This is a genomic window from Nocardioides sp. NPDC006303, assembly GCF_040613175.1.
In the GTDB taxonomy this organism is placed as follows: domain Bacteria; phylum Actinomycetota; class Actinomycetes; order Propionibacteriales; family Nocardioidaceae; genus Nocardioides.
Window position 1 is genome coordinate 184,564 of record NZ_JBEXRR010000003.1, and the last position, 22,475, is coordinate 207,038.

19 protein-coding genes are annotated in these 22,475 nt (G+C 72.3%); 12 read left to right on the top strand and 7 right to left on the bottom strand.

The window, feature by feature from the left end; translation table 11 throughout:
- Window positions 1-137: 137 nt before the first annotated feature.
- Both ABZY89_RS03975 and ABZY89_RS03980 read right to left on the bottom strand, forming a co-directional pair.
- Complete coding sequence (locus tag ABZY89_RS03975; protein WP_355224826.1) at window positions 138-1,334, bottom strand: TRAM domain-containing protein; 1,197 nt, start codon at window positions 1,332-1,334, stop codon at window positions 138-140.
- Window positions 1,331-3,346, bottom strand: a complete 2,016-nt coding sequence (locus tag ABZY89_RS03980) for an APC family permease (RefSeq protein WP_355224827.1) — start codon at window positions 3,344-3,346, stop codon at window positions 1,331-1,333. Before ABZY89_RS03980 ends, ABZY89_RS03975 begins: the two co-directional genes overlap by 4 nt.
- Window positions 3,347-3,467: 121 nt before the next feature.
- On the opposite strand from ABZY89_RS03980, the gene ABZY89_RS03985 reads away from it, so the two are divergent.
- The 4 genes from ABZY89_RS03985 to ABZY89_RS04000 all read left to right on the top strand — a co-directional run bounded on the left by ABZY89_RS03985 (window position 3,468) and on the right by ABZY89_RS04000 (window position 8,368).
- Complete coding sequence (locus ABZY89_RS03985) at window positions 3,468-4,130, top strand: TrkA family potassium uptake protein (RefSeq protein WP_355019522.1); 663 nt, start codon at window positions 3,468-3,470, stop codon at window positions 4,128-4,130.
- Window positions 4,131-4,132: 2 nt separating this feature from the next.
- The gene (locus tag ABZY89_RS03990; protein ID WP_091041412.1) at window positions 4,133-4,804 is read left to right on the top strand and encodes a TrkA family potassium uptake protein; all 672 of its coding nucleotides are present in this window, start codon (window positions 4,133-4,135) and stop codon (window positions 4,802-4,804) included.
- Between the two features lie 118 nt (window positions 4,805-4,922).
- Window positions 4,923-6,629, top strand: a complete 1,707-nt coding sequence (locus ABZY89_RS03995; RefSeq protein WP_355224828.1) for an ABC transporter ATP-binding protein — start codon at window positions 4,923-4,925, stop codon at window positions 6,627-6,629.
- Window positions 6,626-8,368 (top strand): ABC transporter ATP-binding protein, encoded by a 1,743-nt coding sequence (locus ABZY89_RS04000; protein WP_355224829.1) that lies wholly within the window; start codon window positions 6,626-6,628, stop codon window positions 8,366-8,368. Before ABZY89_RS03995 ends, ABZY89_RS04000 begins: the two co-directional genes overlap by 4 nt.
- Window positions 8,369-8,426: 58 nt before the next feature.
- On the opposite strand, the gene ABZY89_RS04005 is transcribed toward ABZY89_RS04000, so the two are convergent.
- The 5 genes from ABZY89_RS04005 to ABZY89_RS04025 are packed head-to-tail and all read right to left on the bottom strand — an operon-like array spanning window position 8,427 to window position 14,260.
- Window positions 8,427-9,440 (bottom strand): ABC transporter substrate-binding protein, encoded by a 1,014-nt coding sequence (locus ABZY89_RS04005; protein WP_355224830.1) that lies wholly within the window; start codon window positions 9,438-9,440, stop codon window positions 8,427-8,429.
- On the bottom strand, window positions 9,437-10,228 hold the full coding sequence (locus tag ABZY89_RS04010) for an ABC transporter ATP-binding protein (protein WP_355224832.1): 792 nt from the start codon (window positions 10,226-10,228) through the stop codon (window positions 9,437-9,439). Before ABZY89_RS04010 ends, ABZY89_RS04005 begins: the two co-directional genes overlap by 4 nt.
- Window positions 10,225-11,364, bottom strand: a complete 1,140-nt coding sequence (locus ABZY89_RS04015; protein WP_355224833.1) for an iron ABC transporter permease — start codon at window positions 11,362-11,364, stop codon at window positions 10,225-10,227. The genes ABZY89_RS04010 and ABZY89_RS04015 overlap by 4 nt, the downstream gene beginning before the upstream one ends.
- A complete protein-coding gene (locus tag ABZY89_RS04020; RefSeq protein WP_355224836.1) occupies window positions 11,364-13,046 on the bottom strand; it encodes a prolyl oligopeptidase family serine peptidase in 1,683 nt (560 codons plus the stop codon). The genes ABZY89_RS04015 and ABZY89_RS04020 overlap by 1 nt, the downstream gene beginning before the upstream one ends.
- 11 nt (window positions 13,047-13,057) lie before the next feature.
- A complete protein-coding gene (locus ABZY89_RS04025; protein WP_355224837.1) occupies window positions 13,058-14,260 on the bottom strand; it encodes a hypothetical protein in 1,203 nt (400 codons plus the stop codon).
- Between the two features lie 111 nt (window positions 14,261-14,371).
- On the opposite strand from ABZY89_RS04025, the gene amiA reads away from it, so the two are divergent.
- From amiA to ABZY89_RS04065, 8 genes are all read left to right on the top strand, one after another.
- A complete protein-coding gene (amiA, locus tag ABZY89_RS04030) occupies window positions 14,372-14,470 on the top strand; it encodes a streptamidine family RiPP (RefSeq protein ID WP_241248494.1) in 99 nt (32 codons plus the stop codon).
- A gap of 129 nt (window positions 14,471-14,599) precedes the next feature.
- Window positions 14,600-15,376 carry a hypothetical protein gene (locus tag ABZY89_RS04035; RefSeq protein ID WP_355224838.1) on the top strand — a complete coding sequence of 259 codons (777 nt, stop codon included), beginning with the start codon at window positions 14,600-14,602 and terminating at the stop codon, window positions 15,374-15,376.
- Window positions 15,373-16,356, top strand: coding sequence for a CocE/NonD family hydrolase (locus tag ABZY89_RS04040; RefSeq protein ID WP_355224840.1), 984 nt, complete (start codon window positions 15,373-15,375; stop codon window positions 16,354-16,356). Before ABZY89_RS04035 ends, ABZY89_RS04040 begins: the two co-directional genes overlap by 4 nt.
- The gene (locus tag ABZY89_RS04045) at window positions 16,353-17,750 is read left to right on the top strand and encodes a YcaO-like family protein (protein WP_355224842.1); all 1,398 of its coding nucleotides are present in this window, start codon (window positions 16,353-16,355) and stop codon (window positions 17,748-17,750) included. Before ABZY89_RS04040 ends, ABZY89_RS04045 begins: the two co-directional genes overlap by 4 nt.
- Window positions 17,751-17,764: 14 nt before the next feature.
- Complete coding sequence (locus tag ABZY89_RS04050) at window positions 17,765-18,760, top strand: hypothetical protein (protein WP_355224843.1); 996 nt, start codon at window positions 17,765-17,767, stop codon at window positions 18,758-18,760.
- On the top strand, window positions 18,757-20,415 hold the full coding sequence (locus ABZY89_RS04055) for an ATP-binding cassette domain-containing protein (RefSeq protein ID WP_355224845.1): 1,659 nt from the start codon (window positions 18,757-18,759) through the stop codon (window positions 20,413-20,415). Before ABZY89_RS04050 ends, ABZY89_RS04055 begins: the two co-directional genes overlap by 4 nt.
- A complete protein-coding gene (locus ABZY89_RS04060; RefSeq protein WP_355224846.1) occupies window positions 20,412-22,106 on the top strand; it encodes an ABC transporter ATP-binding protein in 1,695 nt (564 codons plus the stop codon). The genes ABZY89_RS04055 and ABZY89_RS04060 overlap by 4 nt, the downstream gene beginning before the upstream one ends.
- 83 nt (window positions 22,107-22,189) lie before the next feature.
- On the top strand, window positions 22,190-22,468 hold the full coding sequence (locus ABZY89_RS04065) for an HU family DNA-binding protein (RefSeq protein ID WP_350658695.1): 279 nt from the start codon (window positions 22,190-22,192) through the stop codon (window positions 22,466-22,468).
- The last annotated feature ends 7 nt before the right edge of the window (window positions 22,469-22,475 follow it).

The following is a 22,475-nucleotide window of genomic DNA, read 5'->3' on the forward strand; positions in this document are numbered from 1 at the left end:
GCGCACCCATACTGTCGCGGCGGCTGACGCGCGCGGGGTTCCCCAGGCGCCTGAGCTGGGCTCGCTTTGCGGAAACCGAGCCCAAAGTGAGCCTTAAGGCCCGTTCTCGGAGATCGACCGCGAAATCCCGAATCGCATCACTGCTGTTCAGAGCCGGTTTTCGTCAGCAATGCGACGCATTCGACATGATGCGTCATCGGGAACAGGTCGAAGGCACGCAGGGACTGTAGCCGGTAGCCGTGCTCGGCGAAGATCGCTACGTCACGAGCCAGAGCGGCGGGGTCGCAGGCGACGTACGCGACCTTCCGAGGCGAACGCGCGACGACGGCCTCGACGACCTTCCGTCGGGCACCCTCTCGGGGCGGGTCGAGGACGACGAGGTCGAACGGGCCTTCCTCGAGGCGTGCCAGCACGGTGGCGACATCACCGGCGCTGACCTCGGCGGTCGGGACGTTGCCCACCGAGAGCGCGGAGGCGGTCGGGTCGCCCTCGACGGCGACGACACGTCCGGTGGGACCGACCCGGTCGGCGAGGAAGGCGGAGAAGAGGCCGACGCCGGCGTAGAGGTCCAGGACGGTGTCGCCCGGGGCAGGTGAGAGGGCGGACAGCACCGCGGAGACCAGCGTCGAGGGCGCGCCGGGGTGGACCTGCCAGAAGCCGTCGGCGGAGACCTCGAAGGAGTGCTCCGCTCCCCCGACGGCGACCTGCTCCACGACGGTCCCAGCACCGGGCTCTCGCGCATCCTCTGTCGCGATCAGGCAGTCGTCGACGGGGATGACGTCGTGGGAGCGGTACTTCCGCATGCCTCGGCCGCCACCCGGAGCCGTCGTGTAGCGCTGACGGGTCCGCCAGCGCAGCCCGTCCTCATCCCCAGGAACGGCCTCGACGGCCAGTTCGGACACCAGCGGGTCCGAAGCCGACAGGCCACCCAGGCGGACCAGCTGCTCGCGCAGCACCGTCGCCTTCAGCTCGCGCTGAGCGGACACGGAGACGTGCTGGAAGTCGCAGCCGCCGCAGAGGCCCGGGCCGGCGTACGGGCATGGCGGAACGACCCGTTCCGGTGCGGCCGAGACCACCGAGACCGCGTCGCCGCGCCAGAACCGGTCGCCGGCGGTTCCCTCGGTGATCTCGACGACCACCTGCTCACCGGGCAGGGCGTGGCGTACGAAGACCACGCGGGAAGCGTCCTCGATCTGCACCCGGGCGACGAAGTGGCCACCATGGGCGACCGGGCCGACCTCGACCTCGAAGCGACGACCGACGTACGACTCGCCCTTCGACGCCTTCGGACGGGGCCGCCGCCCACGGGGCGCGGGACGCTGCGGGCGGCTCATCGGCGTCCGCTTCCGCGGCGCAGGCCGGGCGCGAGCCAGTATTCCTCGCGCAGCTCCTCGGCGCGCTCCTTGCCGGAGGCGAGCTGGTAGGGCACGGAGATGACCATGACGCCCGGGGTGAACAGCAGCCGGCCCTTGAGCCGCAGCGCCGTCTGGTTGTGGAGGAACTGCTCCCACCAGCGGCCGACGACGTACTCGGGGATGTAGACGGCCACGACGCCACGTGGGTTGGCATCCCGGATCGCCGACGCGTACTCCACGACCGGGCGGATCAGCTCGCGGTAGGGCGAGTGAAGCACCTTCAGCGGCATCGGCAGGTTGCGCTCGTCCCACTGCTTCAACAGGTCGGCGGTGTCGGAGTCGGTGGTCGAGACCGTGACGGCCTCGAGGGCGTTGGGCCGGGTCGCCTGGGCGAAGGCCAGCGCCCGCAGGGTCGGCTTGTGGAGCTTGGAGACCAGCACGATCGCGTGGACCCGGGTCGGCAGCACCCGGTCTCGCTCGTCTGCGGCCAGCTCACGGGCGACATTGTCGTAGTGGCGCCTGATTCCCAGCATGACCACGTAGAAGAAGCCCATGGCCAGGATCGTGATCCAGGCGCCGGCGAGGAACTTGGTGATCAGCACGATCACCAGCACGACCGAGGTCATCCCGAGACCGAAGGTGTTGATCGCCCGCGAACGCTGCATCCGGCGCCGCTCGCTCGGGTCGCGCTCGGTGGCCAGATGGCGGGTCCAGTGGCGGATCATGCCCAGCTGACTGAGGTTGAAGGAGACGAAGACGCCGACGATGTAGAGCTGGATCAGCTTGGTGGTCTGTGCCTCGAAGATGATGATCAGCGCGATCGCCAGCACGGCCAGGAAGACGATGCCGTTGCTGTAGGCGAGCCGGTCGCCGCGCGCTCCCAGGGACCGCGGCGCGTAGCCGTCCTTGGCGAGGATCGAGCCGAGCACCGGGAAGCCGTTGAACGCGGTGTTGGCGGCGAGAACCAGGATGATCCCGGTGACGGTGATGACGAAGTAGAAGCCCGGCGGGAAGTCGTTGAACACCCCGGCAGCGATCTGGGAGATCACCGGATGCTGCTCGTAGCCGGCCGGGACCGCGTCGCCGGCGGCGGTGCGAAGGTTGTCGAGAGCGTGCGGGTCGACGTAGCGGATGCTCATCTGGTTGGCCAGCACGATGATGCTCATCATCATCGTGATCGCGATCAGGCCGAGCAGCAGCAGCGTGGTGGCGGCGTTCTTGCTCTTCGGCCGCTGGAAGGCGGGTACGCCGTTGGAGATCGCCTCCACACCGGTCAGCGCCGCACAGCCGGACGAGAACGCGCGGGCGAGCAGGAAGACCAGCGCCACCTGGTTGAGGGTGCCCTCCCAGCCTTCTTCGGGCCTGATGTGGAGGGAGGCGCTCTCCGCCTCGGGCAGGTTGCCGTTCACCAGCAGCAACAGGCCGTAGAGGCCCATCCCGAGGATGGCGAACATGAACAGGTAGGTCGGGACCGCGAAGAACGTCCCCGACTCGCGTACGCCGCGCAGGTTCATCGCGGTGAGCAGCACGATCGCGATCGAGGCGACCAGGACCTCGTGACCGATCAGGCTGGGGATCGCGCTGGCGGCGTACTGCGCGGCGTTGGAGATCGACACCGCCACCGTCAGCACGTAGTCGACCAGCAGGGCGCTGGCCACGGTCACGCCCGCTTTACGCCCCAGGTTGACCGTCGCGACCTCGTAGTCGCCGCCGCCGCTCGGGTAGGCGTGCACCGTCTGCCGGTAGGAGGTGACCACGGTCAGCATCACCAGGGCGACGACCAGGCCGATCTTCCAGGACCAGGCGTAGGCCGAGGCTCCCGCCACCGCCAGCATGATGAAGATCTCGTCGGGCGCGTAGGCCACCGAGGAGAGGGCGTCGCTGGCGAAAACGGGTAGCGCGATGCGCTTCGGCAGCAGCGTCTCGCCCAACTGAGAGCTACGGAGCTTGCGACCGATCAGGATCCGCTTGGAGACATCGCCAACACCCACAACCGCAGACGCTACGGCACATCGCGGCTTCGGCGCGCTTCCGGATCGCCACGCGCATCCGAACACGCCAACTTCGAGGGCGTAGGCGACGCGCGGCCCGGGCGAGTGCAATCATGACACGGTGCACGTAGTGATCATGGGCTGTGGCCGCGTCGGCTCGACCCTGGCCAGGAGCCTTGAGGACCGCAACCACACGGTCTCGGTCATCGACCAGAACTCCGAGGCGTTCCGGCGCCTCGGACCGGGGTTCAACGGCGACAAGGTCGCCGGGATGGGCTTCGACCGCGAGGTCCTGCTCAAGGCCGGTATCAAACGGGCCGAGGCGTTCGCCGCGGTCTCCAGCGGTGACAACTCCAACATCATCTCCGCCCGGGTGGCGCGCGAGGAGTTCGGCATCCAGCAGGTCGTGGCCCGCATCTACGACCCCGGCCGCGCCGAGGTCTACCAGCGCCTCGGGATCAGCACCGTGGCGACCGTGAAGTGGACCGCCGACCAGGTGCTCCGCCGGCTCCTCCCGGCCGGTGCCGAGCCCGACTTCCGCGACATGTCGGGCAACATCCGCATCGACCAGGTCATCATGCCCGAGTCCTGGGTCGGCCAGCGGACCATCAAGTTCCAGCGCCAGTCCGGCAGCCGGATCGCCTGGATCGACCGGCTCGGCGAGGGTGTCCTCCCGGTCCTCGAGAGCGTGATCCAGGAGGGCGACGTGCTCCACATCGTCATGCGCGAGGAGAACACCGCGCAGGCGTACAAGACGATCAAGAACGGCCCCGAGGAAGACTGACGATGAGAGTTGCTATCGCCGGGGCCGGGGCCGTCGGCCGGTCCATCGCCCGTGAGCTGATCACCAACGGCCACGAGGTGCTCCTCATCGACAAGAACCCGGGCTCGATCAAGCCCGAGCGGGTCGCGGACGCGGAGTGGCTGCTCGCCGACGCGTGCGAGCTCTCCTCGCTCGAGGAGGCCAGGCTCGACAACTGCGACGTGGTCATCGCCGCGACCGGCGACGACAAGGCCAACCTGGTCTGCTCGCTGCTGGCCAAGACCGAGTTCGGCGTGCCGCGCACCGTGGGCCGGGTCAACCACCCCAACAACGAGTGGCTCTTCACCGAGGCCTGGGGCGTCGACGTCAACGTCTCCACTCCGCGGATCATGTCGGCGCTGGTCGAGGAGGCCGTCACCGTCGGCGACCTGGTGCGGCTGTTCACCTTCCGGCAGGGCCAGGCCAACCTGGTCGAGATCACGCTGCCCGCCGACTCGCCCTACGTCGGCAAGCCCACCGGTCTGGTGCCGTTCCCGGAGAACTGCGCCCTGGTCACGCTGCTGCGTGACGGCCAGGTCTACGTACCCACCCCCGAGCAGCCTCTCGAGCAGGGCGACGAGCTCCTCTTCGTCGTGCCCACCGAGAAGGAGGACGAGCTCGAGCGTCTTCTCGCCCCCACCGGCCACGGCGGCTGACGCCGAGGACCTCGTACGCAGCAACCCCACGATCTCGGCAGGACGACAGTTGGCGCGCTTCCCCCTCCTCCAGACGCTTCGTCCTGTCCGGGGAAGGCTGATCGCCAGCCTGCTGCTGATGGTCGTCTCGACCGTCGCCGGGCTGGTGCCGCTGGTCGGGATCGTCGAGCTCGCCCGGATCCTGCTGCCCGCGGCGTCCGGCGCCCCGGTCGATGCCGACGCCGGGCGTGCCTGGGTCGTGGTCTGGGTGAGCGTGGCGGCGCTGCTGGTGCGCCTGGCGACGGTGCTCGGCTCGTCATGGCTCTCCCACGTCGCCGACCTCGACCTCTCCATCCACCTGCGCCGGCTGCTCGTCGCCCGGCTCGGCAGGGTGCCGCTGGCGTGGTTCACCGAACGCAACTCCGGCACCGTCAAGAAGGCGGTGCAGGACGACGTCGCCGCCCTGCACCACCTGGTCGCGCACTCGGTCATGGAGCTGACCGCGGCGATCACGCTGCCGGCCGTCGTGGCCTGCTACCTCTTCGTCGTCTCCCCGCCGCTCGCCCTGGTCACCCTGGTCCCGCTCGCGCTCGGGCTGGTCGGGTTCCGGATCTCGATGCGGGGTGCCGCGGCGCTCTACCGCGACTACGACGCCGGGCTGGCCGAGCTCGCCGCGGCCACGGTCGAGAACACCGGCGGGATCGCGGAGATCAAGACCTTCGGCGCGACCGGGCAGGCTCACCGGCGCCTGGCCGAGGTCGCCACCCGGTTCGGCGGCTTCAACCGGGCCTGGATGCGACACTCCGCCCTGGGGATGCTGCTGATGGAGCTCGCGCTGACGCCGGCGCTGACCCTCGTGCTCGTGCTCGGCGCCGGGGTCTGGATGCTCCGCGCGGACTGGATCACCGGACCCGACCTGGTTCCGTTCCTCGTCCTCGGCCTGGCCATGACCGCGCCGGTCACCGTCGCCGGCTACGCCGCCCGTGAGCTGCGCGAGGCCAGCGAGGCGGCCCGACGCATCCAGCGCCTGCTGGCCGAGCCAGAGCTTCCCGAGCCGGCCGCCCCGGGCCCAGCCCCAGACTCCTCCCGGGTCGAGCTGCACGGTGTCTCCTTCGCCTACTCCCCCGGTACGCCACCGGTGCTCCACGACATCTACCTGCTCCTCGAACCTGGCACCGTGACCGCGCTCGTTGGTCACTCCGGCTCGGGCAAGTCGACACTGGCCAAGCTGCTGCCCCGCTTCGCCGACCCCACCGCCGGCCGGATCACCATCGCCGGGGTGGACCTGCGCGAGATGACGAGCGCGCAGCTCTACCAGCAGGTCTCCTTCGTCTTCCAGGACACCGGGCTGCTGCGTACCTCGATCCGCGACAACATCCGGCTCGCTCATCCCGAGGCACCGGACGAGGAGGTACGCCGCGCGGCCGAGGCCGCGCAGATCGCGGGCCGCATCGACGAGCTCCCGCGAGGCTACGACTCGGTGGTCGGTGAGGACGGCCAGCTCTCGGGCGGCGAGCGGCAGCGGGTCGCGATCGCCCGCGCCCTGCTCTCCGACACCCCGATCCTCGTGCTCGACGAGGCCACCGCCGCAGCCGATCCCGAGTCGGAGGCGCTCGTCCAGCGGGCCCTGTCCCGCCTCGTCGCCGGACGTACGCTGCTGGTGATCGCGCATCGACTCTCGACGGTCACTGCGGCCGACCAGATCGTGGTTCTCGACGATGGCCGGGTCGCCGAGCTCGGCACCCACGAGGAGCTCCTCGCCCGGGGAGGGCGCTACGCGCGGCTCTGGGCCGCCGACCAGCGCGCCCACCCGGTGGACGGCTGGGCCGAGGAGGAGTCGGCATGATCACCATCGTCCGCCTGCTCGCCGACCTCCTCGATCACGCTCATCGGCGCCAGCTCGCCCGCGTCGTGGCGATGTTCGTCACGACCGGCGTACTCCAGGGGCTGGCCTTCGCGTCTGTCGTGCCGGTCCTGGACGCTGCGCTGCGCCAGGACTGGGACGCAGCGACGACCTGGCTGGGCGTGCTCGCCGGCCTCTTCGTGGCCCATCACGTGGCGCTGACGGTGGGCAACCTGGACGGCTACGACCTGGCCTGCGACCTGCTCGACATCACCCTGGCCCGGCTCGGCGACCACACCGTGCGGCTGCCGCTGGGCTGGTACGACCAGGACCGCACCGGGCAGCTCTCCCGGATGGCGTCCAAGGGCGCCACCGACATCGCCTCGGTGCCCGGTCACCTGCTGCGGCCGCTGATCGCCGCCGTGGTCAGCCCGGTCACCGTGGTCGTCGCGATGGCGTTCCTGGAGTGGCGCCTGGCGCTCGCGCTCCTCGTCGGGGTCGTCGCGGTGCTGGCCACCACCCGGCTCCTGGCGACGATCGTCGGCCGCGGTGAGGGCGCCTACGACGCGGCGATGTCGGAGGGCTCGGCGCGGGTGGTCGAGTTCGCGCTCAACCAGCCGGCGCTTCGGGTCTTCGGCCGCACCGTCCACGGCAACGAGCTGGTCGAGAACGCGCTGCGGGAGCAGAAACTGGCCTCGCGTCGGCTGCTGGTGACCGGGTTCGGCGGTCTGGGGATCCAGCTGCTCTCCATCCAGGCGCTGCTCACCCTGGTGATCGGGCTGACCGTCCACCTCAGTCTCGGCGGAACGCTCGCTCCGGCCACGGCGATCGGTCTCCTCGTCCTCACGGTGCGGTTCGTGGAGTCGCTCATCGACTACGGCGAGCTGTCCAGCGCGCTGCGGATCGCCGAGGGCTCGTTGCGCCGCGTCCTCGATGTGCTCGCCCTCGAGCCGCTCCCCGAGCCGTCCGCGCCGGGCGACCCGGCCGACAGCGGCATCGAGCTGCGCGGCGTGACCTTCTCCTACGACGGCACCACCCGGGTCCTCGACGAGGTCTCCCTCGCCGCGCCGCCGCGCTCGCTGACCGCCGTGGTCGGGCCGTCGGGCTCCGGGAAGAGCACCCTGCTGCGCCTGGTCGCCCGGTTTCACGACGTCACGTCGGGCTCGGTGATGCTCGGTGGGGTCGACGTACGCGATCTCGGCACCGAGGCGCTGATGCGGCGCGTCTCGATCGTCTTCCAGGACGTCTACCTCTTCGAGGGCACCCTGCGCGACAACGTGATGATGTCACGATCCGACGCCACGGAGGACGAGCTGCGGGAGGCCGCCCGGCTGGCCAGGGTCGACGACATCGTCGACCGCCTCCCCCACGGCTGGCAGACCCGGATCGGTGAGGCCGGATCCACGCTCTCGGGCGGAGAGAAGCAGCGGGTCTCGATCGCCCGCGCGCTGCTGAAGGATGCCCCCGTCGTACTCCTCGACGAGGCGACCGCCGCCCTCGACGCCGAGAACGAGGCCGCGGTCCAGGAGGCGCTCACCGCGCTCTCCGCCGACCGTACGGTCATCGTCATCGCCCACCGACTCCAGACCGTCGTCGCCGCCGACCAGATCGTCGTCCTCGACGGCGGCCGGATCGTGGAGCGCGGCTCCCACTCCGAGCTTCTGGCTCACGGCGGGCGGTATCTGGACTTCTGGCGCGAACGTACGCAGGCCGAGGGCTGGCGGCTTCTCGCCAGCGAGTAGACATGAGAGCCACGCCGGCCGGGCGTCCTGAGGACGACCCGGCCGGCCTGGCTCGGACTCAGAACGCGTCCGGGTGCAGGCCCTCAGCGATCGTGCGCACCGCGGTGACGTTGCCGAGCGTGCCCGGGAACGTGTCCGGGGTGCGCAGGGCGATGAAGCGGTCCTCCTTGACGGCGGTGACGTCGGGGAAGGTCTTGCGCAGGTACGCCTCCACCCGCCCGGCCTCGGACTCCTCCCGGACGGCGAACACGATGGCGTCAGGGTTGCGTGCGGCGACCTCCTCCGGTGAGACGACCGCGGAGAAGAACTGTGAGAAGAGCTCCTCGTCGGGGCTGAAGACGTTCTCGCCGCCTGCGCGCTCGATCATGTCGTACTCCACCCCGGCGCCGATCGCGGAGAGCGTCTTGCCCTCGACGAAGAGCTGGGCGACCGTGGGCCGTGGGCGGTCCTGCACGGCCGTCTCGACCGCCTCGAGGTCGCCTCGCGTCTCGGCGACCAGCTCGTCCGCGGCGCCCGAGACCCCGAAGATGCTTCCGAGTGCCTCCAGGTCGGTGAACAGGTCGGTCACTTCACCTGTCGACCGGCGCTCGGGGCAGCCGCCGGCGGCGACGTAGGTCGTCACCCCTGCGTCGTTGAGCTGGTCGATGGTGGCGAAGCCCTGCTCGGCGGTGAACTCGTACTCGGTCGGGGCGACGACCGCGTCGGGCTGTACGTCGAGGAGCTGCTCGCGCGCCGGCGGCGCATCGGTGCTCAGCTCGGGCACCTCGCTCGCGTCCGCCGCGACGTCCTCGGGGAGCTCGTGCATCGCCGTCTGCGCCTGGCCGACGAGCCGGTCGGCGACCCCGAGGCGTACGAGCAGCTCGGTCTGCGCCGGACTGAGCCCGACGATGCGCTTCGGAGCCGACTCGACCGTGATCTCGCGACCGCAGTTCTCCACGGTCACCGGATAGCCCTCGGCAGCCTCACCTTTCGCCGCGGCGTCATCCTGGACGCCGGTGCCGCCGCAGCCGGTCGCGGCCAGGAGCGTGAGCGCTGCCACCGGGACGGTGCGCAGCAGTGGGGTGGTGTTCATGTGTTCCTCTCTCGAACCCGCGCGGACGTCCCGCGCAGGAGCAGGTGTGGGGTGCCGGCCTCAGGGTCGGTGATCCGGCTGGCCTCCACACCGAAGACCTCGCGCACCAGATCGGGCGTGAGGATGTCTGCGGGCTTCCCGAGCGCGACGACGTGCCCGCTGTCGAGCACCGCGACCCGATCGCAGTACGCCAGCGCCAGGTCGAGCTCGTGCAGCGCGACCACGGTGGTGATCCCGAGCTCCGCGACGGTGTGCATCAGTTCGAAGCGGTAGGAGACGTCGAGGTGGTTGGTGGGCTCGTCGAGCAGCAGCAGCTCTGCCTCCTGGGCGATCGCCCGGGCGAGCAACGTACGTTGCCGCTCACCGCCCGAGAGCCGGTGGACCGGCCGGTCGGCCAGCGTGGAGACGCCCGCCAGCTCCATCGCCCGGCCGACGACCAGCCAGTCCTCGGGACTGTCCCGGCCCAGCACTCCCCGGTGCGGCGTACGTCCCAACAGCACGCTCTCGGCGACGGTGAGCCCGAACTCGTCCGGCGGCTCCTGGGCCATCACCGCGACCCGGCGAGCAATCTCGCGCCGGCTCATCGTGGCGACGTCGGCTCCGTCGAGGAGAACCTGGCCCGAGACGGGCTTGAGGGCGCCGAAGCAGGCCCGCAGGATGGTCGACTTGCCGCTGCCGTTGGCGCCCAGCAGGCCGAGGACCTCCCCCGGCTCGACCACGACCGAGGCCGCGGTGACGACCTCCCGGCTGCCCCGGTTCAGGGTGAGGTCCAGCGTCTCGAGCCTCATCGCGCCATCCCCTGCTCGTCGGCGGCCCGGCCGCGCATCAGCCAGAGGAAGAACGGCACGCCGATCAGGGCGGTGATGATGCCCAGCGGCACCTCGGCGGGTGCCGAGACGGTCCGGGCGATCAGGTCAGCGCCGCACAGGAACAGGGCGCCGCCGAACACCGCCACCGGGACGATCCGCCGGTGGTCGGAGCCGACCAGGACCCGCGCGATGTGCGGGACCACCAGACCTACGAAGCCGATCCCACCGGCGACCGAGACCACGGTGCCGGTGAGCAGCGCGGCGGCGAGCAGCAGGACCGACCGCAGCCGGTTGACCCGTACTCCCAGTGCGGTTGCGGTCTCGTCGCCGACCTGGAGCGCGTTGATCGCGCGGCCGGTGGTGATCGAGACGCCGAGCGCGACTACCAGGGAAACCAGCGGCCCGACGAGGTCGGTCATCGTGGCGGCGGAGACCGAGCCCAGCAGGAAGAACATCACGCTGAACACGTTCTGCGCCTCGGTCGTGAGGGTCAGGTAGCTGGTGATCGCGCTGAAGAACGTGCCCAGCGCCACCCCGGTCAGCACCAGTCGCTGCGGGGCGATGCTGCCGTTCTTGTACGCCACCCAGAACACCGCCGCGGTGGCGACCGCGGCTCCCAGGAACGCCGCGGTGCCGATCCAGGCGCCGACCGCCGCCGCGCCCAGGACCACCACCGAGACCGCGCCCACGCCGGCCCCCGAGGAGACGCCGATGATCGCCGGCTCGGCCAGCGGGTTGCGTACGACCGCCTGGATGAAGACCCCGGCCAGGCTCAGCGCCGCTCCGGCCAGCGCGGCCAGCAGCGCACGTGGCAGCCGGAACTGCCAGACCACCTGGTCCTGCAGCGCCGTGTAGGTGCCGTCGCTCATCCACGGCATCCCGGGCAGCAGGTGCCCGGTGACGAGCCTGGCGGCGTCGAGCGCGCTCAGGTCGACGGTGCCCGACGACGCGGACAGCGCGATGACGACGAGGAGGGCGGCAGCGAGGCCGATGGTCAGCACCCGGGCGCGCCATCTGCGCCGGGCGATGGCGGCGGGCACGAGGACGCGGTCGCGACGCGCGAGCGTCGGTGGCGATACGCCGTCCGTGGTCACGGAGATATCGGTGGGGGTCATCACACTCCTGTGGGTTCTTGAGCTGAGTCGAGGGCGAAGTCGAGGACGGAGGCCGCGAAGTCGTGCACGGCGTCGAGGTGATTGCCGCCGTGGCCCATCCGAGGGCGGTGGCTGCGTACGACCTCGGCGCCGCGAGCCGTCAGCGCCGCGGCGAGCCGGTCGGTGGGTGCGGCCGCGACCCGGGAGTCCTCCGCGAAGGTGGTCAGCAGGAAGCGAGGCCAACGCGCGCCCGGAAATCGGCGGGCGCGCTCGAACGGCGAATAGTCGCCCATGGCGGCGCGCACCGCCGGATCGTTCGGCTCGCCGAACTCCGCGGCCCAGTGCCGCGCGCCCGGGTGCTCGCCGATGCGCTGCGGGTCGAGCGGCGCGGCCGTGCAGGCGACCCCGGCGACGAGGCCCGGTTCGGCGAGCGCCGCCGAGACGGCCACCAGTCCGCCGAGCGAGGCCCCGGCGAGCACCAGCCGCTCCGGTCTGGTGAGGCCGAGGCGCACCAGCTCGCGCGCGACGGTGACGGCGTCGGCGACCGTACGCGTCTTGCCCACGCCCTGCCCTGCGGTGTGCCAAGCCGTGCCCGCCCCGCCTCCGCCACGCAGCCGGGCGGTCACGTGCAGCCCGCCGAGCTCGCACCAGGCGGCGACCGACGGCTCGAAGGCCGGGAGGTCGACGATCCCGAACCCGCCGTAGACCTCCAGAAGCGTCGGGCCGCCGGAGTCGCCGGAGTCGCCGGAGTCGCCGGTCAGGATCAACTCGATCTCCGCGCCGTCCTCCGCCGTCACGGTGATCAGCCGCGACCGCGCGCCCTCGCTCGTCGAGCGTGCCGCCTGTTCGAGCGGCATCACCCGCGGTGCGTCGGCCGGCGACTCGATTCGCACCCAGGCGCGGTCCTGCGCCCAGGAGAGACCGGAGACGGTACGTACGTCCTGCTGCTCCGAGATGGCGACGGTCTGCGTCGGCGCGAGGACTCCGGCATCGGCGGCGAGGCGGACGACCACGGAGTGGCCGTCCCGGACCAGGTGGACCAGGCAGCCGCCCGGGATGGCCTGGGCGTGGACTGGGACTCCCGGCAAGGTGTTCAGCCGACATCGCGCCAGTGCCGGTCCAGGCACCCGGAGACTCACCAGCTCGTCGCCGGTCACCGCCAGCAGCGTGTCCGCCGCGGCGCTGACGCTGCGGGCCCTGGGGAGCTCGATCATCTCCGAGCCGTCGATGCCGACCAGCCGGGTCCGCGTCTCGTCGGTCCGGGCGACGACCGCCGTGCCGCCGACCCCGACCGGCGTCGCGCGCTCACCGGCGGCGGTGGTGAACAGCGTCCGTGGCGGCTCGCCGCGCCGGACCCGCAGGCAGCGGCCCAGGGTGTCGACGAGGAACAGGTCCTCACCGGCCCAGGCCATCCGCGTGTGCCTCACCGCCACCCCGTCGAGCTCGGTCGAGGTCCGCGACGACGTCTCCACGACGACCACGCGCCCGTTCTCGGAGCCGTCGTCGCTGACCTCGAGGGCGACCAGGTGCCCGTCCGGCGACGGCGCGAAGCCCTGGATCCTGACGCCCGGGTCGAAGACGAGCCCGCCGTCCTCGTCGACCAGAACCGCGAGCAGGTCCCCAGAGCGCCGGGACAGCCGAAACCGGACCAGCGGCAGTCCCGGACGACCCGACCGCTCGGCACGACGCAGCGCGTCGCGCACGCTCGCGCGCCTCACCGTCCCACCCCGTCGACCCAGGTCTCGGGAGGCCTGATGACGCCGAGGTGCCCGCCCTCGTCGAAGGGGGATCCCAGGTCGATGGTCGACTCGATGCCCGAGCGGCGGACGAGGTGGAGCTCGCCGTCGCCTCCGCGCGTGACCGCGGCCAGGTCGCCGGAGACCAGCGCCAGCGCCCGCCGTTGTGCGGACCTGTCCCCGACGGGATCCCACGGAGCCACCCCGGGACGCGGGGCCGCGCTCATCGGCGGGAGCCCGACCTCGCTGAGCCGGCCGTCGGTGAGCATCGCCAGCCGGTCGCCGTCGGGATGCACGACCGTCCAGGCGACCGTTCCACCGGTGGCGTCGGGCCGGAACACCAGGCCGTCACCGGTCCGGATCACCTCAACCGCTCCGTCGAGCGTCCAGCACACCAGGTGGTTGGTCCAGGTGTCCCACCGCTCGGCGTCGGAGTCGGCCCCACGCACGGAGCAGATGATCCCCAGCGCCGGATCGAAGCGGAGGAAGTACGCCCGTCCGGGGACCGGCCACGGCCAGGTCTCCAGACGCTCGGGCCGGCCACCGGTCACCCGGAGTCGTTCGACGCCCGCTTCGGTGGACAGGTGGACGACTCCGGATCGATGGTCGGCGGCGTCACCGTGCCCGAGGTCGCCCGCGAGCTTCAGGCGCTCGCCGCGTACGACCGGGCAGTGCGGCCCGGCCCGGAGCAGGTCGTGCAGCGCGATGACCTCCGCCTCGCCGGGCTCGCGGTGTCGCAGCACGACCATCGGCTCCCCTGTTCCGACATCCGGAACGATCACGACGCCGGGTTCGCCGGTGCGGACCCGCACTCGCACAGCGGTCGTGCCGCTCGGGTCGGCCAGGTCCACGACCGTGACCAGATCGCTCCACGGATCCCAGGAGGCGCCCAGGCCCGTGGTGACGACGACGTAGCGCCCGGTGGGGTCGCAGGCGAGATGCTCGGCGGGGATCGCGACCGGCACTCTCCGCGCCTGACCTGCGCCGTCGATCACGACGAGCGTGCCGAGCGCGTCGTCCGCGAACACCGCCCGGGCCCCGCCCGGAACGCCCGCCGGGAGGGTGAGGACACCCGCGTGCTCGGCCAGCGTCGCCCTCGACCACGGGCCGGGTGCACCACCGGGTTCGGAGGTCCGCCAACGGCCGGCGCGATGGTCTGCCAGGACGAGTGTGGGGCTCATGGTCGGACACACTACTGGTATTGGGAATGATTCTCATATACGTTTTGCCGCTGTCCGCACCAGCGGGCCCCGGCGACGCCGGGCCGAACGATCCGACAGAGGAGACAGCCGATGAACAACGACATCGTGAGCGAGATCGAGGACACCGAGCAGCTGGCGCACCTTTCCGCCACCCACTCCAACGCGCTGGTCGAGAACCCCTTCGACTGATCGCCGCCGGGTGAGCACTCAGTGCCGTTCGGGCGACCTGGCCACCGTCTGATCGCGGGGGTGCCGGGCTGACGAGCTCGGCACCCCCGGCCCTGTCTGAACCACAACCGAGTATCCAGGAGAGGCCCGATGTACCCCAGACACGACTGGCGCCCACTCCCCGCCGCCCGCGGCGAGGTGCGCCTCTCGACCGACATGCCGGCGCTGCGTACCGGCTCGGGCGACTTCCTCAGGCTGCACGACCTGCCCTGCCCCGGCCGGGTGTCGACCTACCGCTACCTGCTCCGGGTACGCCGCGCCGCGCTGGAACGCGACCAGCGAGCCCTGGCTTCACGATGGCCCGAGGGCCGGCGCAGCGTCCTCGTCCTCGGCCGTGGCCGGCTCAGCCGCGCACTCGCCGCCGAGCTCGCGCGCTCGGGCGCCGAGGTCGTCCGCGACGACGGGGCGCCTCCGCACACCGATGCCGTCGTGGACGTACGCGAGGTTCCGCAGCGGCCGGACCCCGGGCTCGACGAGCGTCTCGGGCACCTGCTCGCCGGCGGAGCGGTGCTGCTGCGCGGTCGGCGCGAGGGCGGCCGGATGCTGGTCTTCCCGCTCGTCGTCGACGGCAGCGAGGCGACCCCGGACCAGGTCAGCCGCCGCCGGCTGGCCGCCTCCCCCGCCGCCCCCGAGCTCTCCTCGTGGCTCGCGAGCGGCCACCACGACCTACGGCCGCTGCGCCGCGCGACGCTGACCCTCACGGTCGCTCGCTGCCTGGCCATCCTGGAGGACTGGGCCGCCGACGATCCCGCGCTCATCGAGCACCGACGTCTGCTGCGCGTCGTCGGCGACGGCCTGCGCGAACGCACCCACACGGTCCTCGGTTTCGACGAACCGGCGCCGCGCCCGCAGGAATCCGCGCGGTGACCGACCCGGAGGCCAGGCCCTTCCCGGTCACCACCCGCGACGGCGTCGTCCTCGGCGGCTGGCTCGTCCGCTCGGTCGGCACCGCACGTGCGGTCGTGCTCGTGCGGACGCCGTACGACGCCCGGGCGCACCTGCCGCTGGCCAGGTCGCTGGCGCGTCACGGCTTCGACTGCCTGGTCCAGGACGTACGCGGCCGCTACTCCTCCGCCGGCACCTGGCGGCCCTACGCCGCCGAAGCCCTCGACGGGACCGACACCGTCAATGTTCTGCACCAACGCTGCCCCCGGACACCGGTGATCACCTACGGCGCCTCCTATGCCGCCCACACCGCCCTCGCGACCGCCCGGACGGATGCCCGGGTGACCCGCGTGGTCGCCGTGGTGCCGGCCCTCGGGTCGTACGAGACCGCCTACTCGGCCGACGGGATCCCGCAGCACCTGGACCGGCTCGGCTGGTGGGCGATCCACGGGTTCGCTCGCGAGGACGAGGCGGCGTTGGATCCGTCCGTCCTGCGGGCCGCGGCCGCGGTCGCCGACCGCGAGGGACCGATGGCGGCCGCGGCTCGTCTCGGCTGGGAACCGGCGCGTCTCGACGCGTTCCGCGAGCTGTGGACCACCCCGGCGCTCGATCTGCCCGACCACTTCGGCGACGTCACCGCGCCGCTGCTGGTCGTCACCGGCGACGCCGACCCGTTCGACGCGTACGCCCGCAGGCTCGCCGCCGGGTGGGGTGCCCGCAGCGGAGCGGGCTGCTCCCTGGCCAGCGGCCCCTGGGGGCACGACCTCGGCATCGGCACCACGGACCCCGCGCTCCGGGCGGCGTACGACGCAGCCGGCTCCCCCGGCCGCATGATCCTGCGCTGGCTCACCCACGCCGAGCCCGCTCCTGGGCGGGAGCTCCGGCTCGATGTCGCCTCCCGAACCTGGTTCGAGCGGCCACTTGCCACGACCGCGCCGGCAACCGAGAGAGGACACGCATGACCAGGTCAGCGATGCCACCGCTGGACGTCGAGCGTCTGGTCGACAAGGAGACCGGACTGATCCGGCGGGTGCGCGAGGTGCTGCGCCCCGAAAGGGCGCCGTTGCGCTACACCTCGCTGACCGCCGAGGTCTCCGATGCGCGCTGGCTCGGCGACTGGCCCGCCGACCGGGTCTCGCTCGGCACCACGTTCGGCGATGTCGCGGGTGCCCGGATCGCCGCGATCGCGGAGGGGGTGGAGCGCTACTGCGGCAACTTCATCCCCGACCGGCTCGATCCGGCCGACCACGGGATCGGGACCGCCGCCGAGCTGCGGGATCAGGGCCTTCGAGTCATCGATCTCGACGACCTCCCCCGCTGGAGCACGGCGCAGCTGGCCCGGCCCGACTTCCCCTATCGCGCGCTCGACGACGAGCTGCCGACGCTGTGGAGCCGTTGCCAGGAACAGCCGGTCGACGGATGGACCGATCCGGCGACCGACGTCTGGATGCCTCACTCCCTCATCGGTCTCAACTGGCGCCAGCGGCGGTTCGCTCACCTGGACCGCGTCTTCCACCTCAACTACGCCGGCATCGCCACCGGCCAGGGCGCCGCCGACGCCCACGACCGTGGCCTTCTCGAGGTCGTCGAGCGCGACGCCCTCGAGGTGTGGTGGCACCACGGCGGACCGGCCCAGGGGATCGACACCGGCTCGGTCCCGGGACTGAGCGCCGATCTGGACGGCGCACCGCTCGACGTGCACGTCATCCGGATGCCCACCGAGCTCGCGCCGGCGATGGCCGCCCTCGTACGCGACCGGGACACGGGTGTCTACGCCGCCGGCTTCTCTGCGTCCACCGACCCGGTCCGGGCCGTCCGCAAGGCGGTGCTCGAGGCGGTCCACACCTGGATCTACACGCTCGGCTGCCGTGACGCCGACGGCTGGGTCTTCCAGGCCGTACGTGCCGGTCTGATGGCTCCCGGCCTCTACCTCGACCACCGCGAGGACCGCCGCTACCTGGACTCGGCGGGGCCGGACTTCACCCGGGTCCGCGACCTCGGTGCCCATGTGCAGGTCTGGCTCGATCCGCGGGTGCACCGTCTCGCCGAGCGGTTCACGGCGCCAGCCCTGGGCAGCGTTCCGATCTCCGAGGTCGCTGCCACCGACGTCGCCGAGGTGCGCCACCGGCTGCACGAGGGCGGTCATCGGGTGATCACTCGGGACCTCACGACACGGGATGTGGCACAAACGCCGCTGCGGGTCGTACGCACCTTCGTCACCGGCCTGGTGCCGAACGCCCCGGCCGCGTTCCGCTACCTCGGGATGCCGCGCTTCGCCGAGGCCGCACGACGCCGCAACTGGGACCCGGTCGACCTCGACGAGCCGCTGGCCCTGTGCCCGCCGCCCCACATGTGATCCGGAGACGCGACATGACCTCGAGCGCCGCGCTCCTCGAGACCGCCTTCTCCCCCGACCTCCCGGGCGATCCGCTGCCTCCGGGACCCCGCGAGAACCGCTGGCCCGGCGAGCCCGTCGAGATCAGCGGCACGGCGGCGACGGCGATCCACCGGCTGTGGCGGGCACGCGGTCACCATCCGCGCCCCGACGGGACCCCGACGACGATCCCGCGCCGGGCGGTCCCCTCCGCGGGTGGCTCCTACCCCGTGCAGTGGCACCTGGTGGTGCCTCCCGGCCACGGGCAGCCGCTCAGCGAGGGCCGCTACGTCTACCACCCGTCCGACGAGATGCTCGTCCGTCGCTCAGAACCCCGAGGACCGAGCCGGCTCGCACCCGACCACGTCGAAGTCGTCCTCACCGTCCAGCCGGGACGAACTTTCGGCCGCTACCGCCACCGGGCGTGGCCGTTGTGGGTCGCCGATGCGGCGTACGCACTGGAGGCGCTGCTCCTCCTGGTCCCGGACGCCTACCTGCCCGAGGACTGGTCCGACCTCGCCGCTGCCCGCCGCGCCCTCGGCCTGCCCCGAGCGGCGCAGGCCGCGTGGTGGCTCGAGCGCGGCCTCGTGCCCGAGATCGCGCTCGCCCGGATCCGGGTGCACCGAGACCCGCGCCTCGACGAGGTCGCCTCCGCCGCGATCTGCTCGCGTCGAAGCCCTGGGCTGGATCGCTTCCAGAAGCGCCGCGACCAGATCCCCGGCACCCGGCCAGGCGCCCAGGCCGCGCGGCAGAGCGGCCAGTCCTGGGTGCTCGGCGCCGACCGCGTCATCGGCTGGCCGCGCCCGCCACGGCTCGACGCCACCGGCTACGCCCGGCTGTGGCAGATCCACCGCCAGGCCGCCCGCCACACCTACTCCCTGACCGCCCGGGGCCATGGCGTCCGCGCCGTCTCCGGGTTCTGCACACGCCCGATGGACACCCGACCGCTGGTCCACGCCATCGCCATCCTTGAGAACGGAGCCGCCGCATGATGGTGGACAAGCTGCTTCTGCGCACCGCGCTGCGACATCCGGCCCCGGCCGCGGCCACCGTCGGGCTGCAGGTCCTCGTGACCGCGACCTACCTCCCGCAGGCCTATGCCCTGGCCCAGGGGCTCTTCGCGGTGGTCGACCGCGACGACGACCGTGCGGTCGCGGCAGCGCTGTGGATCGCCGGGATCGTGGCGGTGCGCTGGCTGCTGTCCTGGGTGCAGGCGACCGCCGCGGCACGGCTCGGTGAGAACGTACGCCTCGGGGTGCGGGACGAGGCACTGCGAGGCGTCCTGGTCCCGGAGTCCTTGCACGACGCCGGCCGGCGGGACGGAGGCCTGAGGACGGCGCTCGTCGATGGGGTCGACGGGGTCGACGCGTACGTCACCCGCTACCTGCCGGCGCTCGCTCAGGCCCTCGTGCTGATCCCGCTCGTGACGGTCCTGCTCGTTCTCGTGCACCCGCTCGCCGGCCTCGCCGCCGGGCTGGCCGCGGTCGGCGCGCTGACCGCTCCGCTGCTGTGGAAGCGACTCATGCGACGACGCTCTGACGACCACTGGGACACCTACGAGGGCCTCGGCTCCGACCTGCTCGAGGCCCTGCGCGGGATGGCGACCCTGCGCCTGCTCGGTCGGGTCGCGGAGACCCGTGCCCGGATGGCCCGGCGGAGCGAGGAGCTGCACCGCGCGACGGCGCGGGTGATGCGTACCTCGCTGCTCGACACCGCGCTCATCGACCTCGCCGTCCAGGGCGGCACGGTCGCCGCTGCCGGGCTCGCGCTGATCGCGAGCGTGAGCGGGACGGGGGTACCGCCGGCCGAGCTCTACCTGGCGCTGATGCTGGTGAGCGAGGTCTTCCGGCCCATCCGGGATCTCTCCGGCGCCTGGCACGCGGGCTATCTCGGGACCTCCGCCGTCCCGGCGCTGCGCAGGCTCGGCGTCGGCGGGCTCAACGCCGCCCGGGAAATCGGCCCGGCCGATGTGAACCGGACCGTGGCGCCCACGGCGGCGCTCGTCGTCGACGACGTCTCGTTCGCCTACCCCGACGGGCCTGCCATCCTCGACGGCGTCCGGGAGCGCTTCGAGCCCGGCACCGTCACCGCTGTCGTCGGCCCGAGCGGCGCCGGGAAGACCACCCTCCTCGACCTGGTCCTCACCCACCTCTCCCCCACCGGCGGCCGGGTTCTGCTCGACGGTCGCCCGGTGCGTACCTCCGACGTGGCGGTGGTCTCGCAGAGACCCGTGCTCTTCGAGGGAACCGTCCGCGAGAACCTCCGGGTCGCCCGCCCCGACGCCAGCGAGGCCGACCTGTGGGAAGCGTGCGCGGCGGCCGGCATCGAGCAGGAGGTACGCAGCCTCCCCGCCGGTCTCGACACGCCGATCGCCAGCGCCGGTGCGAGCCTGTCGGGCGGTCAGCGCCAGCGGATCGCGCTGGCCCGGGCGGTCCTCTCGGACCGCCCCGTCCTCCTCGCCGACGAGCCGACCAGCGCCCTGGACCCGGCCTCGGCACGCACCGTCACCGCCACGCTCGCACGGCTCTCCGCCGACCGCATCGTCATCGTCGTCGCCCACCGCGAGGAGTCGCTCGACGGGGTCGAGCGGATCCTCGAGCTCACCCACGGCCGACTGACCCCGCTGCTCGGCGGGAGCCACGTATGACCACCCCAGCCGCCCCCGCCCGGCCCCTCACCGGGCTGCTCCGTCATCTCGGCGGCGAGCGCCGCGCCATCGTCGCCACCATCGTGCTGGTGGTCGTCAGCCAGGTGTGCCTGGGGGCGATCTCGGTACTGCTCGCCGCCGCCGTCGGGCACGCCGTCGTCCTCCGCGACGCACCGCCGGGCTGGTTCTGGGCCCTGCTGGCCGGCCTGGTGATCCTCCGGGCGCTGTTGACCTGGGGCGAGATGGACGCCTCCCACGCGCTCGCGTTCCGGGTGCTGGCCCGGCTCCGGATGGCGCTCTTCGACCGCTACGCGGTCGCGTTGCCGACCAGGCGTCGCGAGAACGTCGGTCGCGCCGCCTCGACTGCGATGGCCGACACCGAGCGGCTGGAGTTCTTCTACGCCCACACCGTGGCGCAGCTCGTCGCGGCGGCGGTCAACGCGCTTCTCGGGCTGGGCCTCCTCACCGTCGTGCAGCCCACTCTCGCGCTGGTCACCCTCACGGCGCTCGCGCTCGTGCTGGCGACGGTCCCGCTCGGCCGGCGCCGCCTGGAGACTCTCGGTCACGAGGTCGTGGAGGCGACCGGTGCCCTCTCCGACCGTGTCGTCGACGTGCTCGGCGGCCTCCGCGAGGTGCTGGGCTACGGCATCCACGAACCGGTCCGCCGTCAGATCAGGGAGACCGGCGCCGAGGCCGCCCGCGCCGCGGGCCGGCTCGAGACCACTCATCGGGTGCTCGCCGGAGCACGGGAAGCGGCGGTGGCCCTCGCCGGTGTGGGCGTGTTGGTCAGCGTCGTCGGCCGTGACGTCGCCGCCGAGCACGTCGCCGCCCTGGTCGTCCTCGCGCTCGCGACGGTCGCCCCTATGGCCGACGCCGCGGCGACCTGCGCCCGCCTTCCGGCGCTGCGCGCGGCCGCCGCCCGGGTCGGCACCGAGCTCGCCCGCCCGTCCGTGCTGACCCTCGACACCCCGCAGGCGCCCCTCCCCGAGGGGCCGCTCGGCCTCAGGATGAGCGATGTGGACTTCGGGTACGACGACCGGCGGGTTCTGGACGGGTTCGATCTCACCATCGCGCCCGGGGAGCACGTCGGGCTCCGCGGCCCCTCGGGGGCCGGCAAGTCCACCGTCGTGGCGCTGGCCAGCAGGCTCTGGGACCCCGACGCCGGCGCCGTCGACCTCACCGACTCGGCCGGCGACCACGTACCGATCTCGGCTGTCGACGACACCGCCCTCCGGGCCGCGCTGTCCACGGTCGAGCAGGACGGCGCGCTCTTCTCCGGCACCGTACGCGAGGCGATCGCCGGTCCCTCGACGACCGACGCCGAGATCGAGGCACTGCTGGCCCGCCTCGGCCTCGCCGACGCGGTCACCGCGGAGAGCCACATCGGCGAGGGCGGCCTCCGCCTCAGCGGTGGACAGCGGGCACGACTGCGGCTGGCGCGCGCCGTCCTGCAACGTCCGCGGATCCTGGTGCTGGACGAGCCCACCGCCGACCTCGACGAGGCCTCCGCGCGGCAGGTCACCGACCTGCTCGGCACCCTTCCGGCCACGATGCTGGTCGTCTCCCATCGTCCGCAGACTCTCGCCGGGGTGGACCGGGTGGTCGAGATGAGCTCTCGAGAGGCCTCAGAAGGCACCCCGAACCCCCGCAGAGCCCGTAACCACGCGGAACACGCCGCGCGTGAACGTTGAAGATCTCCAGGTCTGGCCTACGCTGGCGACGAGCCGCATCTCGTCAACCTTTGCGGCTCGGATCAACGATTTAAGGAGATCGCATGAACCGCACCGACCTGGTGAGCGAAATCGCCAAGCAGGCCGAGATCACCCAGACGCAGGCTTCCGCCGCCCTGGGTGCTGCCATCGAGGCGATCAGCGCGGCCGTTGCCAACGGCGACAAGGTCACGCTGCCCGGCTTCGGTACGTTCGAGTCGCGCGAGCGCTCGGCTCGCACCGGCCGCAACCCGCAGACCGGCGCCGAGATCAACATCCCGGCCTCGAAGGGCCCGGCGTTCAAGGCCGGCTCCGCTTTCAAGGAGCGGGTCGCCAAGGGCTGAGTCCCTG

What these genes read in the sequence shown, in the direction of transcription:
- ABZY89_RS03975 (WP_355224826.1), bottom strand. Translation starts at nt 1,334, where the DNA reads ATGAGCCGCCCGCAGCGTCCCGCGCCCCGTGGGCGGCGGCCCCGTCCG.
- ABZY89_RS03990 (WP_091041412.1), top strand. Translation starts at nt 4,133, where the DNA reads ATGAGAGTTGCTATCGCCGGGGCCGGGGCCGTCGGCCGGTCCATCGCC.
- ABZY89_RS03995 (WP_355224828.1), top strand. Translation starts at nt 4,923, where the DNA reads ATGGTCGTCTCGACCGTCGCCGGGCTGGTGCCGCTGGTCGGGATCGTC.
- ABZY89_RS04000 (WP_355224829.1), top strand. Translation starts at nt 6,626, where the DNA reads ATGATCACCATCGTCCGCCTGCTCGCCGACCTCCTCGATCACGCTCAT.
- ABZY89_RS04005 (WP_355224830.1), bottom strand. Translation starts at nt 9,440, where the DNA reads ATGAACACCACCCCACTGCTGCGCACCGTCCCGGTGGCAGCGCTCACG.
- ABZY89_RS04010 (WP_355224832.1), bottom strand. Translation starts at nt 10,228, where the DNA reads ATGAGGCTCGAGACGCTGGACCTCACCCTGAACCGGGGCAGCCGGGAG.
- ABZY89_RS04015 (WP_355224833.1), bottom strand. Translation starts at nt 11,364, where the DNA reads ATGACCCCCACCGATATCTCCGTGACCACGGACGGCGTATCGCCACCG.
- ABZY89_RS04025 (WP_355224837.1), bottom strand. Translation starts at nt 14,260, where the DNA reads ATGAGCCCCACACTCGTCCTGGCAGACCATCGCGCCGGCCGTTGGCGG.
- amiA (WP_241248494.1), top strand. Translation starts at nt 14,372, where the DNA reads ATGAACAACGACATCGTGAGCGAGATCGAGGACACCGAGCAGCTGGCG.
- ABZY89_RS04035 (WP_355224838.1), top strand. Translation starts at nt 14,600, where the DNA reads ATGTACCCCAGACACGACTGGCGCCCACTCCCCGCCGCCCGCGGCGAG.
- ABZY89_RS04045 (WP_355224842.1), top strand. Translation starts at nt 16,353, where the DNA reads ATGACCAGGTCAGCGATGCCACCGCTGGACGTCGAGCGTCTGGTCGAC.
- ABZY89_RS04050 (WP_355224843.1), top strand. Translation starts at nt 17,765, where the DNA reads ATGACCTCGAGCGCCGCGCTCCTCGAGACCGCCTTCTCCCCCGACCTC.
- ABZY89_RS04055 (WP_355224845.1), top strand. Translation starts at nt 18,757, where the DNA reads ATGATGGTGGACAAGCTGCTTCTGCGCACCGCGCTGCGACATCCGGCC.
- ABZY89_RS04060 (WP_355224846.1), top strand. Translation starts at nt 20,412, where the DNA reads ATGACCACCCCAGCCGCCCCCGCCCGGCCCCTCACCGGGCTGCTCCGT.
- ABZY89_RS04065 (WP_350658695.1), top strand. Translation starts at nt 22,190, where the DNA reads ATGAACCGCACCGACCTGGTGAGCGAAATCGCCAAGCAGGCCGAGATC.